The sequence below is a fragment of the Jiella avicenniae genome (assembly GCF_021390325.1).
GTDB classification, from domain to species: domain Bacteria; phylum Pseudomonadota; class Alphaproteobacteria; order Rhizobiales; family Rhizobiaceae; genus Jiella; species Jiella avicenniae.
Window position 1 is genome coordinate 147831 of the sequence record NZ_JAJUWU010000018.1, and the last position, 12710, is coordinate 160540.

At 65.9% G+C, this 12710-nt stretch carries 12 protein-coding genes; 8 read left to right on the forward strand and 4 right to left on the reverse strand.

What is annotated here, in order from left to right; translation table 11 throughout:
- Window positions 1-13: 13 nt before the first annotated feature.
- From LZD57_RS17720 to LZD57_RS17730, 3 genes are read left to right on the forward strand one after another with little or no spacing between them, the layout of a single operon-like run.
- The gene (locus LZD57_RS17720) at window positions 14-1951 is read left to right on the forward strand and encodes a PrkA family serine protein kinase (RefSeq protein WP_233720814.1); all 1938 of its coding nucleotides are present in this window, start codon (window positions 14-16) and stop codon (window positions 1949-1951) included.
- Window positions 1952-1982: 31 nt separating this feature from the next.
- Window positions 1983-3287: a YeaH/YhbH family protein gene (locus LZD57_RS17725; protein ID WP_233720815.1), complete on the forward strand. Its 1305-nt coding sequence runs from the start codon at window positions 1983-1985 to the stop codon at window positions 3285-3287.
- A gap of 47 nt (window positions 3288-3334) precedes the next feature.
- Window positions 3335-4861, forward strand: coding sequence for a SpoVR family protein (locus LZD57_RS17730; RefSeq protein ID WP_233720842.1), 1527 nt, complete (start codon window positions 3335-3337; stop codon window positions 4859-4861).
- 13 nt (window positions 4862-4874) lie between these two features.
- On the opposite strand, the gene LZD57_RS17735 is transcribed toward LZD57_RS17730, so the two are convergent.
- Both LZD57_RS17735 and LZD57_RS17740 read right to left on the reverse strand, forming a co-directional pair.
- On the reverse strand, window positions 4875-5498 hold the full coding sequence (locus LZD57_RS17735; protein ID WP_233720816.1) for a hypothetical protein: 624 nt from the start codon (window positions 5496-5498) through the stop codon (window positions 4875-4877).
- 2 nt (window positions 5499-5500) lie between these two features.
- Window positions 5501-5917 (reverse strand): RusA family crossover junction endodeoxyribonuclease, encoded by a 417-nt coding sequence (locus tag LZD57_RS17740; protein ID WP_233720817.1) that lies wholly within the window; start codon window positions 5915-5917, stop codon window positions 5501-5503.
- Window positions 5918-6229: 312 nt separating this feature from the next.
- Between LZD57_RS17740 and LZD57_RS17745 the strand changes: the two genes are divergently transcribed.
- Window positions 6230-7237, forward strand: coding sequence for a complex I NDUFA9 subunit family protein (locus LZD57_RS17745; RefSeq protein ID WP_233720818.1), 1008 nt, complete (start codon window positions 6230-6232; stop codon window positions 7235-7237).
- 40 nt (window positions 7238-7277) lie between these two features.
- Window positions 7278-8036 (forward strand): sulfite exporter TauE/SafE family protein, encoded by a 759-nt coding sequence (locus LZD57_RS17750; protein WP_233720819.1) that lies wholly within the window; start codon window positions 7278-7280, stop codon window positions 8034-8036.
- Here LZD57_RS17750 and LZD57_RS17755 read toward each other — a convergent pair.
- Entirely contained in the window at window positions 8020-8964 is a 945-nt protein-coding gene (locus LZD57_RS17755) for an undecaprenyl-diphosphate phosphatase (protein ID WP_233720820.1), read from the reverse strand. The two genes, LZD57_RS17750 and LZD57_RS17755, sit on opposite strands and share 17 nt — an antisense overlap.
- A 440-nt stretch (window positions 8965-9404) precedes the next feature.
- Here LZD57_RS17755 and LZD57_RS17760 point away from each other — a divergent pair, with 440 nt between their 5' ends.
- The 3 genes from LZD57_RS17760 to LZD57_RS17770 all read left to right on the forward strand — a co-directional run bounded on the left by LZD57_RS17760 (window position 9405) and on the right by LZD57_RS17770 (window position 11881).
- Window positions 9405-10097 (forward strand): glutathione S-transferase family protein, encoded by a 693-nt coding sequence (locus tag LZD57_RS17760; protein ID WP_233720821.1) that lies wholly within the window; start codon window positions 9405-9407, stop codon window positions 10095-10097.
- Between the two features lie 210 nt (window positions 10098-10307).
- Window positions 10308-11294 carry an aldo/keto reductase gene (locus LZD57_RS17765; RefSeq protein ID WP_233720822.1) on the forward strand — a complete coding sequence of 329 codons (987 nt, stop codon included), beginning with the start codon at window positions 10308-10310 and terminating at the stop codon, window positions 11292-11294.
- Between the two features lie 110 nt (window positions 11295-11404).
- Entirely contained in the window at window positions 11405-11881 is a 477-nt protein-coding gene (locus LZD57_RS17770; protein ID WP_233720823.1) for a GFA family protein, read from the forward strand.
- 42 nt (window positions 11882-11923) lie between these two features.
- Here the strand turns inward: LZD57_RS17770 and LZD57_RS17775 are convergent, their stop codons facing one another.
- Window positions 11924-12595: a GNAT family N-acetyltransferase gene (locus LZD57_RS17775; RefSeq protein ID WP_233720824.1), complete on the reverse strand. Its 672-nt coding sequence runs from the start codon at window positions 12593-12595 to the stop codon at window positions 11924-11926.
- Window positions 12596-12710 lie beyond the last annotated feature (115 nt).

A 12710-nucleotide genomic window follows, 5' to 3' on the forward strand; every position in this document is an offset into this window, starting at 1 on the left:
ATGGAGGTGGGTGATGAGCGCATTGTTCGACCAGTACGCCAGGAGCTACGAGCAGCGACGCGAGACCGTGATGTCGCTGTCGCAATATCTCGACGACTGCCGGACGGACCCGATCCTGTATGCCGGACCGCACGAGCGGCTTTTGGCAGCGATCGGCGAACCGGAGATGGTCGATACGTCGATGGATTCCCGGCTGGGCCGGATCTTCCAGAACCGCACGATCCGGACCTACAAGGCGTTTCCGGACTTCTACGGCATGGAGGAGACGGTCGAACGGATCGTCGCCTTCCTGCGCCAGGCGGCGCAGGGCCTCGAGGAGCGCAAGCAGATCCTCTATCTGCTCGGACCGGTCGGCGGCGGCAAGTCGTCGCTGGCGGAGCGGATCAAGGCGCTGATCGAGAACCAGCCGATCTACGTGCTGAAGGCCGGCGACGAACTCTCGCCGGTGTTCGAGAGCCCGCTCGCTTTGTTCGATCCCGAGACCATGGGCGAGATGCTGGAAACCGAATACGGCATCCCGCGCCGACGGTTGTCCGGCCTGATGAGCCCCTGGTGCGTCAAGCGGCTCGACGAGTTCGGCGGCGACATCTCCAAGTTCAAGGTCGCCAAGCTGACGCCCTCGCGGCTGAAGCAGATCGGCGTCGCCAAGACCGAGCCCGGCGACGAGAACAACCAGGACATCTCCTCGCTCGTCGGCAAGGTCGACATCCGCAGGCTCGAGACCTTCGCCCAGAACGACCCGGACGCCTATTCCTATTCGGGCGGCCTCAACCGGGCGAATCAGGGCGTCCTCGAATTCGTCGAGATGTTCAAGGCGCCGATCAAGATGCTGCATCCGCTGCTGACGGCGACCCAGGAAGGCTCGTATGTCGGCTCGGAGAACATCGGCGCGATCCCCTTCACCGGCATGATCATGGCCCACTCGAACGAATCGGAGTGGAAGAGCTTCAAGAACAACAAGAACAACGAGGCCTTCATCGACCGGATCTACGTGATCAAGGTGCCCTACTGCCTGCGCGTCGACGAGGAGACGCGGATCTACGAAAAGCTCGTCCAGGGCTCCGAGCTCGCCGAGGCGCCCTGCGCCCCGGACACGTTGGAGATGCTGGCGCGCTTTGCCGTCCTCTCCCGGCTGAAGCCGCACGAGAACTCCTCGCTCTACGCCAAGATGCGCGTCTACAACGGCGAGAGCCTGCGCGAGGTCGATCCCAAGGCCCGCACCCTGCAGGAATACCGGGACGCCGCCGGCGTCGACGAGGGGATGAACGGCATCTCGACCCGCTTCGCCTTCAAGGCGCTGTCGGCGACCTTCAACCACGACACCGAGGAGGTGGCGGCCGATCCCGTCCATCTGATGTACGTGCTCGAACAGGCGGTGCGCCGCGAACAGTTTCCCGAGGACGTCGAGAGCGACTATCTTGAGTTCGTCAAGGCGGAACTCGCGCCGCGCTATGCCGAGTTCATCGGCAACGAGATCCAGAAGGCCTATCTCGAGAGCTATCACGACTACGGCCAGAACCTCTTCGACCGCTACGTCTCCTATGCCGACGCCTGGATCGAGGATCAGGACTACAAGGATCCCGACACCGGCCAGCTGCTCGACCGCGATCTTCTGAACCAGGAGCTGACCAAGATCGAGAAGCCGGCGGGCATCGCCAATCCGAAGGACTTCCGCAACGAGGTGGTGAAGTTCTCGCTGCGCTCGCGGGCGGCCAATCGCGGCCACAATCCCTCCTGGACCAGCTACGAGAAGATCCGCGACGTCGTCGAGAAACGGATGTTCAGCCAGGTCGAGGATCTCCTGCCGGTCATCTCCTTCGGCTCGAAGAAAGATTCGGAGACCGAGAAGAAACACAACGAGTTCGTCGAGCGGATGGTCGAGCGCGGGTTTACGCCGAGGCAGGTGCGGCGTCTCGTCGAATGGTATATGCGTGTCAGGCAGGCGAGCTGAGCGTATCCCCACGCATTCCACGGGATAAACCATGCACATCATCGACCGTCGTCCCGACCCCGGGGGCAAGAGCCTCGCCAACCGTCAGCGTTTCATGCGGCGGGCGAGGGCTCTGGTGAAGCAGGCGGTGCGCGAGGCTTCCGGCAGCCGCAAGATCCGCGAGATCGACGGCGGCGGCGCCGTCACGATCCCCGCCGACGGCGTCCACGAGCCGAGCTTTCATGCCGGGCGCGACGGCGGGATGCGCGACTACGTCCTGCCCGGCAACAAGAAGTTCGTCTCCGGCGACCGGATCGAGCGCCCGAAACAGGGCGGCGGCTCCGGCTCGGAAGGCTCGGCCGACGGCGAAGGCGAGGACAATTTCCGCTTCGTCCTGTCGCGGGACGAGTTCCTCGACCTGTTCCTGGAAGATCTGGAACTGCCCAATCTCGCCAAGCGCCAGGTGATGGGCGACGCCATCGAGAAGCGTCATCCGGCGGGCTTCAAGACCTCCGGCCCGCCCTCCTCGCTGTCGGTCGGACGGACCCTGCGGCGCAGCCTGTCCCGGCGGATCGCGCTGAAGCGGCCGAACCCGGCCGAGCTCGAGGCGATGCGCCGGGAGCTGGACGAGCTGGAGACGGCCGGCGGGGACGCGTCCCGCATCGCCGCCCTCAAGGCCGAGATCGAGCGGCAGGAACGGCGCGCCAAGGTGATCCCCTTCATCGACCCGGTCGATCTCAGATACCGGCGCATCGAGGTGACGCCCGAGCCGATCGCGAGAGCCGCGATGTTCTGCCTGATGGACGTCTCGGCGTCGATGGACGAGCACATGAAGGACCTCGCCAAGCGGTTCTTCTCGCTGCTCTATCTGTTCCTCACCCGGCGCTACAAGCAGGTCGAGATCGTCTTCATCCGCCACACCCACGAGGCCAAGGAGGTCGACGAGGAGACCTTCTTCCACTCGCGCGAATCCGGCGGCACGGTGATCTCCTCGGCGCTGATCGAGATGGCGAGGATCGCCAAGGAGCGCTATCCGGCCGACCAGTGGAACATCTATGCCGCGCAGGCGTCCGACGGCGACAATCTGTCGTCGGACAACGCCCGCTCGCTGGCGATCCTGCGCGAGACCATCCTGCCGATGGCCCAGTACTACGCCTATCTGCAGGTCGGCCGCGGCGACTACGATCGCGAGGACGGCGTCTTCGCCCGCCAGGAGACGACGCTCTGGCGGGCCTATCAGGAGCTCATCCGCCCGAACCTGCCGATGGCGATGCGCAAGGTCAACGACCGACGCGACATCTATCCCGTGTTCCGCGAACTCTTCGAACGCCGCGACGAGGCGGCGGAGGCACGCTGATGGCAAGAGCCCGGAAGACCACGCCGATCGCGGCTCCAGCCGCCCCGATGACGGGCGAGCCCCTCTTCACCGGCCGGGACTGGGATTTCGGCCTGCTCGACCGCGTCTACGGCGCAATCCAGGAGATCGCCGAGAGCGAGTTGAAGCTCGACATCTATCCCAACCAGATCGAGGTGATCACCTCCGAGCAGATGCTCGACGCCTATGCCTCCACCGGCATGCCGCTGTTCTACAAGCACTGGTCCTTCGGCAAGCACTTCGTGCGCAACGAGACGCTCTACCGCAAGGGCTGGCAGGGCCTCGCCTACGAGATCGTCATCAACTCCTCGCCTTGCATCGTCTACATCATGGAGGAGAACTCCGCGACGATGCAGACCCTGGTGCTGGCGCATGCCGCCTTCGGCCACAACCACTTCTTCAAGAACAACTACTGCTTCAAGCAGTGGACCGACGCGACCAGCATTCTCGACTATCTGGCCTTCGCCAAGAAATTCGTCGCCTCCTGCGAGGATCGCTACGGCCAGGAGAACGTCGAGCAGATCCTCGACGCCGCCCATGCCCTGATGAGCCACGGCGTCCACCGCTATCCCGGCAAGCACGCCCTCGACCTCAGATCCGAGCAGCGCCGGCAGGAGGAACGCCAGGCCTTCGCCGAGCAGCATTTCTCCGACCTGTGGCGCACCCTGCCGAAGACCGCCAGCCGCAAGAAGCGGGACGGCGAGGACGAGCGGCGGCGCCAGATGCTCGGACTGCCCGAGGAGAACATCCTCTACTTCCTGGAAAAGAACGCCCCGCGGCTCGCCGGCTGGCAGCGCGAGCTGATCCGCATCGTCCGCCAGATCGCCCAGTATTTCTATCCCCAGCGCCAGACCAAGGTGATGAACGAGGGCTGCGCCACCTTCACCCACTACCGGCTGATGTCGCGGCTGCACGAACGCGGGAAGATCACCGACGGGTCGTTCCTAGAATTCCTCCACTCCCATACGAGCGTCGTGTTCCAGCCGGAATACGACGATCAGCGCTATTCCGGCATCAACCCCTATGCGCTCGGCTTCGCCATGATGGAGGACATCGAGCGCATCGCGCTGAACCCGACGCCGGAGGACCGCGCCTTCTTTCCCGATTTCGCCGGCTGCGGCGACGGCTACGGCGTGTTGCGCGACGCCTGGGCGAACTATCGCGACGAAAGCTTCATCCTGCAGTTCCTCAGCCCCGCCGTCATCCGCAAGCAGAAGCTCTTCCGACTGGTCGACGATTCGGAGGACCCGGAGATCGTCGTCGCGTCGATCCACGACGAGCGCGGCTACAAGGCGGTGCGCCAGTCCCTCTCCAGGCAGTTCGACGTCGGGCGGCAGGATCCGGACATCCAGGTCGCCGACGTCGACCTCGCCGGCGACCGCAAGCTGATCCTCCACCACAACGTCGTCGACGGCATCACCCTCGACGGCAAGGACGCCGCCAAGGTCCTCCACCACCTCGCCAATCTCTGGGGCTACGACGTCAAGCTCCTGGAGATCGAAGAGGGCGAGACGATCGCCGCCCACGACGGCTCGCCGTCGCGGGCGTTCCGGTAGCTCGCGTTCGAACCTATAGCGGCGGATTGTCTGACGCGATCCGCCCGGCAAGGTCGACGATCGTCGACACGTCCTCGTCGTCGATCGGCACGTCGAGCTGACCATGCGCCAGCGCATTCCGCTTGCGGGAGAGGTCCAGCAGCTGACGGTGTGCGTCCTGGCCAATCTCCCCGGCGTCGAGGAGAGCCAGCAACGACGCCGAAATCGGTCCCCTCGCCTCGGTCGGGAACCTGCGTTTCAGGGTTGCCTGGAACGCTGCCCATGCGAGAAGAAAGGCGGCTCGCGGATTTTGCGCCGAAAGCTGGGTCGCAGAGAGGAGAGTGCTCTCGATCCACTCGGTCGCGACCGCTTCGACGACCGGCGACTCGGAGGCGGCATAGAGAACTTCGAGACGCCAGTCGTTGCGCCCTTTGAGGAGTTCCTGGAGCTTGGCGAGCTTATAGTCCGTCACTTCGCTGCCCGGGCGCTGGACCTCGATCAGCAGCGAGGGATCGCGTCCCACCGCGATCGCATCGGGGCGAAATCCGCCGAAGAACGCCGGCACCTGCGACTCGGCCGGTTCCCGGATCAATGTGTAGCCGCGCGCTTTCCACCGCGGCTCCATCGCGTCGAGAACACTCCGCTCGGTCAATGCCAACATCACCGCAGCTCCTCATGAAGATCGTCGGTAATCCTCAGATAGACCACCGGCTCTCGCGAATTCATCGCCTCGGCAAGATCTCTGCTCAGGGCTGAAAACAGGAAGATGGCGCCGGGTTCGAATTTCTGCACGACGATCCGGTGTATCTGCCTGTCCTCCAAATACACAACTCGCGTCATCGCATCGAGTATGTGCTTCACGCGGTTGTCGATGTCTCCCGGAAGAACCGTTGCCGGAAAAATATAGATGGTCACCGCGAGTGGTTGAAGCAAAAGCCAGGCATCGGGCGGAATGACGGCACGGACCGCCTCACGAACGCGTTCCTGCCACTCATCGCGCGATCGCGCCGACCCCTGGAGGCTCGTCGGCGTTCCCTGAACGAGAAACTCCAAAGGGAGCAAAGGGTCGAGGGACAAGATGAGCTTTCTCGGCTTTGAGACGCGCCGAGACGACCGGACCGGTTTCATTCCGGCAAAACATTCCTTTCGCGTGTATCGCCCTCTCGTCAGGACACCGCCGCGAAATCCTGCCTTCACCTTGGAAGGCGAACAGGTTATGAGCCGGTGAAGGGCCATCTGGCGCGGGGCGGCCGGGACGTTCGCCTCACCTCGACCGACTCGGCAGGGGCCGGCTGGGCAAGGGCGATGGGCGAATCTGGATCCCCGACCTCGTGGGGCGTTCCTGCGAGTGGAAATCGTTGCCCGCGTGAGAATGAAGGAGCGGATTGGATGACGATCGGTTTGAAGCAGACGGTGGTTCTGTTCGGCGGGTCCGGCTTTCTCGGGCGCTACGTCGCGCGGGCGCTCTGCCGGCGCGGGCACAGGGTGCGCGTCGCCTGCCGACGGCCGGATCTCGCCTATCATCTGCAGATCGCCGGCAACATGGGGCAGATCCTGCCGATCCAGGCCAATCTGCGCTATCGCTGGTCGGTCGACCGGGCGGTCGAAAATGCCGACCATGTCGTCAATCTCGTCGGCATTCTGGCCGAGAGCGGCCGGCAGAGCTTCGACGCGGTGCAGAATTCCGGCGCAAGGGCCGTGGCGGAAGCCGCCAGCAGCGTCGGCGCCGGCATGACGCAGATCTCGGCGATCGGTGCCGATGCCGGGTCGAAGTCGCGCTACGCCCGCTCCAAGGCCGCCGGCGAGGCGGCGGTATTCGAGGCGATCCCGCAGGCGACGATCCTTCGCCCCTCCATCGTCTTCGGCGCCGAGGACCACTTCTTCAACCGCTTCGCCGGCATGTCGCGGTTTTCGCCGTTCCTGCCGCTGATCGGCGGAGGCAAGACGCGCTACCAGCCGGTCTTCGTCGGCGACGTAGCCGAGGCGGTGGCCGACAGCGTCGAGGGCAAGGTGGCGAACGGCCGGATCTACGAACTCGGCGGCCCCGAGGTGCTGACCTTCAGGGAGATGATGGAGGAGATGCTGCGGGTCGTCGGCCGCAAGCGCCGCTTCGTCAACGTCCCCTTCGGCGCCGCCTCGACCATGGCCAGGCTGATGCGCTTCCTGCCGGGGGCGCCGCTCACCGAGGACCAGGTCGAACTGCTGAAGCACGACAACGTCGTCTCCGAGGAGGCCAAGGCCGAAGGCCGGACGCTCGACGCCTTCGAGCGGATGCCGCGCTCGCTCGACGCCATCCTGCCGACCTATCTCATCCGCTTCCGCCCGCAGGGCCAGTTCACCAAGCCGCAGCCCCAGGCCGGCGGTCTCGATCCCGAGAACCAGGACGGCCTTGCCTGACCGGGTCCGGGTCCGGGCGTGATCGGACCATGAGCGGGCGATGACGGCGGCGCTGCTTCCCGACGGGCTGTCGCCCGCCGGCGCCACCTTTCTCGTCGTCGTCAGCTTCTTCACCTCGGCCCTGACGGCCGCCTTCGCGCTCGGCGGCGGCGTGACGCTGCTTGCGATCCTGAGCCTGTTCCTGCCGGTCCAGGTGCTCGTCCCGGTTCACGGCGTCGTCCAGTTCGCCTCGAATTTCGGCCGTGTGTTGGTCCAGCGCCGAGCCGTCCGGTGGTGGGTGATCGGGCCGTTCTTCGTCGGGGCGGCCATCGGCGCCGCGATCGGCGCCCGTTTCGTCGTCGCACTGCCCGAGGCGGTGCTCGATCTGACGCTCGGCGCCTTCCTCCTGATCGTCACCTTCGCCAGGCTGCCGAAACTCGCGGCGATCGGCCCGTTCGGTCTTGCCCTGACGGGCCTTGCGACGACGTTCCTGTCGATGTTCGTCGGCGCCACCGGGCCGATCAACGTCGCGATGTTTTCCAAGATCTTCGCGGACCGGCGGTCGCTCGTCGCGACGCTCGCCGCGATCACCGCCATCCAGCATGCCCTGAAGGTCGTCGCCTTCTTCGCGCTCGGCGTCGCCCTGTCGCGCTATGCCGGGCTGATCGGTCTCCTCGCCGCCTCGGGCTTTGCCGGCACGCTGGCGGGAACACATCTCCTGAAGCGCCTCGACGAGCGGATCTTCCGCCTCGTCCTGACGGTCATTCTCACGGTTCTCGCGGCCGATCTGATCCGCCGCGGGATCACTGGGCTCTGGTGACGCGGTCGCTCTTGCCGGTCGCCGCATGGTCGGCGGGCACGCCGCCCTCCGCCCCGATCACGTCCTCGACGCTGAGCGAGCCGTCCAGCTGGACCGGGGCGGGCTTTCCCGCATCGGCCGCCGGCGCGACGGTGAGGAGCAGCACCATGCCGAGCGTCCCCACGGCGATGCGCCACCAGGCGAAGGGCGCAAAACCGTGGCGGGAGACGAAGTCGAGCAGCGAGCGGACGACGAACAGTGCCGAGACGAAGGCGAGGACGAAGCCGAGCGCGATCAGGCCGGCGTCGTCCATCGACAGGACGTCCCGGTTCTTGAAGACGTCGTAGGCGACGGCGCCGGCCATGGTCGGCATCGCAAGGAAGAAGGAGAACTCGGCGGCCGAGCGCTTGTCGGTGCCCATCAAGAGGGACCCGGCGATGGTGGCGCCCGAGCGCGACGTGCCGGGGATCATGGCGAGGCACTGGAAGACGCCGATGGCCAGGCACAGCGACAGCGGATAGTCCATCACGTCGTCGTAGCGCACGCGGCGCGGCAGCTTGTCGATGACGAGCAGCAGGATTCCGCCGACGACGAGGGCGATGCAGATCACCATCGGCGTCTCGAACAAGACGCGCTTGATGAAGTCGTGGGCGATGACGCCGACGACGGCCGCCGGCAGGAAGGCGATCAGGATGCCGATGACGAAATGCCGGCTGCGAGGGCTGGTCGGCAGCGTGACGAAGAGCTGCCAGAGCTTGGCGAAATAGACGAGCAGGATGGCGAGGATCGCCCCCAGCTGGATGACGATCTCGAAGGTGCGCGCGGTCGAATGGAAGCCGAGGAAATGGCCGAGCAGAAGGATGTGCCCGGTGGACGAGACCGGGATGAACTCGGTCAGGCCCTCGACGATGCCGAGGATCGCCGCGTCGACATAGGCTCCAAGATCCAAGTCCGATCTCCCTCACATCAACGGCCGAGGACGCCTTCGGCGTCCACCCGGCAAACACCCGCCATCCGGCGGCAGGGGCGCCCGGCCGGCCGGCTCTCGATCCGGCGCCGTTCGGCACCATGCGTCTGGCCGAATTGCGGCGCGCCGCAAAGAGCCTGCCCGCTCAAACGCTCGCTCTTTGAGCCTCGAGTCTGGCGCCGGGCTGACCTGCCGGCGGCCCGAGGGGGAACCAAGCCTTCGCACCGCGCATTCGACAGCCAGCCACCCAGGGAGCGTCCGCTGCCGCGCATTTTTCAAAACCCCGGCCTTTCCAATCTGTTGACGATTTTGTGCGATGTTTGCGCCAAGGCCCCGGCTGCGACTCTTGCGGGTTACGGCGCGGACACCATCATGTGTCCGATGCTCATCCCTCAGCAGCCCAGAATCCGATCCCAGGCGAAATGTTGAAACTGCACCACCATCCGATGTCCGCCGCCTCCCGCTTCGTTCGGCTGGTCCTTGCCGAGTACGGCGAGCGCTGCGAACTGGTGGAGGAGCGGCCCTGGGAACGGCGCCGCGACTTTCTGATGCTCAATCCGGCGGCGACCCTGCCGGTGCTGATCGAGGACAACGGCCCGCCGATCGTCGGCGGCATCGTCGTCGGCGAATATCTCGACGAGACCCGAGGCGCCTTTCAGCGCGACAAGCGGCTGATGTCGGAAAAGCCGCTGGAGCGTGCCGAAGCGCGGCGTCTCACCGAATGGTTTCTGAAGAAGATGGAGAGCGAGGTCACTCGCTATCTCATCCGCGAGCGGGTGTTCAAGCTGGAGATGCGGCCGGAGGACGGCGGCGGCGCGCCGGACGCCTCGGCGATCCGCGCGGCCCGCACCAATCTCAAGCATCACCTGCGCTATCTCGGCTGGCTGGTCGAGGCGCGGGACTGGCTCGCCGGGCCGAAGCTGACCTATGCGGACATGGCGGCGGCGGCGGCACTCTCGACGCTCGACTATATCGGCGAAGTGCCGTGGGATTCCGAGCCCCAGGCGAAGGACTGGTACATGCGGATGAAATCCCGCCCCGCCTTTCGCATACTCCTGACCGAGCGGGTCCGCGGCCTGCCGCCCTCGCTGAACTACGCCGAACTGGATTTCTGAGCGTCGGGCGAACCGACGGCGACGGGTGCTCTTCCTCCGACGGCGTCCACGCTGTTCGCCTCCACGTCGACGCAGAATGAACGAGAGCCCCGATCTCCCGCATATCTGCGGCGGTGAAATTGCTGCGCCGCGACGTCGCTCCCCGGCTGCCGCACTGGCCGAACCCTTCGGCTGACGTATTTCTCCCGTCGAAATGCGAGGAGAACCAAGATGCATCAGCGAAAGCTCGGCTCCGACCTCACCGTCTCGGCAATCGGCCTCGGCTGCATGGGCATGAGCCACGCCTATGGCGGCCAGGACGAGGCGGAGTCGATCAAGACCCTGCACCGGGCCGTCGAGATCGGCGTCACCTTCTGGGATACCGCCGAGGTCTACGGGCCCTTCACCAACGAGGAGCTGGTCGGCAAGGCGCTGAAGGGCCGGCGCGACGAGGTGGTCGTGGCGACGAAGTTCGGCTTCAGGATCTCGCCCGAGCGCGGCGCCAATCCCATGGGGGGCACCGACTCCCGTCCCGAACACGTCAAGGCGGTGTGCGAGGAATCGCTGAAGCGGCTCGGCATCGAGACGATCGACCTGTTCTACCAGCACCGGGTCGATCCCGACGTACCGATCGAGGACACGGTCGGGGCAATGGTCGAGCTCGTCGCGGCGGGCAAGGTGCGGGCCCTCGGCCTTTCCGAAGCGGGACCGGAGACGATCCGGCGGGCCCACAAGGTCCATCCGATCGCGGCGCTGCAGAACGAATATTCGCTGTTCACCCGCGACCCCGAGACGGAGATCATCCCGCTCTGCGAGGAGCTCGGCATCACCCTCGTGCCCTATTCGCCGCTCGGCCGCGGCCAGCTGACGGGCGGATTCTCCAGCCCCGATCAGCTCTCCGAGGGCGATTTCCGCAGGAACCTGCCGCGGTTTCAGGGGGAGGCGTTGGCCGCCAATGCCGCCCTGGTGGAGACGCTGAAGTCGCTGGCCGAGGCGAAGGGCGTGACGGCGGCGCAGTTGGCGCTCGCCTGGCTCCTGTCGCGCAAGGACTTCGTCGTGCCGATCCCCGGCGCCCGCAAGATCAAACACCTCGAGGAGAACGCCGCGGCCGCCGACGTCACCCTGACGGAAGCGGAACAGGCCGAGATCGGCGAGAAGCTCGCCAATGTCGCCGGTGCCCGCTATCGCCCCGAGCAGCTGGCGATGACCGGACGCTGAATCGCCGACCGACGAACCGCCCCCGCCGCCTTGCGGCGTCGGGCCGGAAAATCCGGGCGGATCGGGCGGGAGATTCGCTCCGAGCGCCCGGACCGACTTGAGAGGGAACGATGGCACGAGACTGGAAACTTCCCCGCAACGGCAGCTGCCGCTGCGGCGCGCTGGGCTTCGAGGTGACGACGGCGCCGGCGATCACGGCCGCCTGCCATTGCCGCGGCTGCCAGAAAATGACCTCCAGCGCCTATTCGCTGACGATGATGCTGCCGGAGGACGGCTTCAGGGTGACGTCCGGCGAGCCGGTGCTCGGCGGCCTGAAGGCCGAGGAGGTCCAGCACTTCTTCTGTCCGTCCTGCCTCACCTGGGTGTTCTCCAGGCCGCGGCGGATCGCCGGTTTCGTCAATCTGCGCTCGCCGATGCTCGACGACACCAGCGACATCGCGCCGTTCATCGAAAGCTGGACGGACGAAAAACTGCCCTTCGCCGAAACCGGCGCGCCGGAGAGCTTTCCGCAGTTTCCGCCGCCGGAGGCGTTCGGGTCGCTGCTCCAGGCCTTCGCGGAACGGGGAGACGGAACGAGAGGAGGCTGACGAGCGGTCTCTCGTCGTCGCTTCCTTCCACCCCCGTTCGCATCAGGCGAAACGCAGCCGGTCCTTCTGCCTGCCCTCGACGTCGAAATTCTTCGGGTCGAGCCAGGCCTCGTAGCCGGCCTTCAGCCGCGGCCAGTCGCGGTCGAGCATCGCGAACCAGGCGGTGTCGCGGTTCTCGCCCTTCACCACCATGTGCTGGCGAAAGACGCCCTCGAAGGTGAAGCCGAAACGCTCCGCCGCGCGCTTCGAGGGCTCGTTCAGGTCGTTGCACTTCCATTCGAAGCGGCGGTAGCCGAGGGTTTCGAAGACGTAACGGGCGGTGAGATAAAGAGCTTCGGTCGCGATCCGGGTTCCGGCGATCCCCTCCCCCCACAGAATGTTGCCGACCTCGACCACCCCATGCTCGGGGGTGATCCGCATCAGCGACTGGCGCCCGCCGGCGCGGCCGGTCGCCCCGTCGACCACGGCGTGAAAGAGCGGATCGCTCGATCGGGACGCCCCCTCCATCCATTCCCGAAGAGCCTCGGTCGTTGCCGGCGCGTGGTCGAAGAGCCAGCGATGCCGCGTCTCGGCATCAAAGGCGATCGCGGCGAAGAGATCGTCCGCGTGCCGCGCGGGATCCAATGGCTCCAACCGCGCGTAGCGGCCTTCGAGGACGATGCGCTCGGGGCTAGCCGCGGGAACGCGGATCACGACGTCGTCTGCCTCGGTCATGCGAAAATCCTGCTCGTCGGTCCGACGCCGCCGCGCCGGTTTTAGCCCCGAAATCGTCGATAGCAGGCAGGATCGCGGGCAGGCAGACGCAAAAATGTGCCGGCGACACGAATGT

Excerpts from the sequence above, each read along its gene's own strand:
- LZD57_RS17720 (WP_233720814.1), top strand. The coding sequence starts at position 14 with ATGAGCGCATTGTTCGACCAGTACGCCAGGAGCTACGAGCAGCGACGC.
- LZD57_RS17750 (WP_233720819.1), top strand. The coding sequence starts at position 7,278 with ATGACGGCGGCGCTGCTTCCCGACGGGCTGTCGCCCGCCGGCGCCACC.
- LZD57_RS17725 (WP_233720815.1), top strand. The coding sequence starts at position 1,983 with ATGCACATCATCGACCGTCGTCCCGACCCCGGGGGCAAGAGCCTCGCC.
- LZD57_RS17770 (WP_233720823.1), top strand. The coding sequence starts at position 11,405 with ATGGCACGAGACTGGAAACTTCCCCGCAACGGCAGCTGCCGCTGCGGC.
- LZD57_RS17745 (WP_233720818.1), top strand. The coding sequence starts at position 6,230 with ATGACGATCGGTTTGAAGCAGACGGTGGTTCTGTTCGGCGGGTCCGGC.
- LZD57_RS17775 (WP_233720824.1), bottom strand. The coding sequence starts at position 12,595 with ATGACCGAGGCAGACGACGTCGTGATCCGCGTTCCCGCGGCTAGCCCC.
- LZD57_RS17765 (WP_233720822.1), top strand. The coding sequence starts at position 10,308 with ATGCATCAGCGAAAGCTCGGCTCCGACCTCACCGTCTCGGCAATCGGC.
- LZD57_RS17760 (WP_233720821.1), top strand. The coding sequence starts at position 9,405 with ATGTTGAAACTGCACCACCATCCGATGTCCGCCGCCTCCCGCTTCGTT.
- LZD57_RS17730 (WP_233720842.1), top strand. The coding sequence starts at position 3,335 with ATGACGGGCGAGCCCCTCTTCACCGGCCGGGACTGGGATTTCGGCCTG.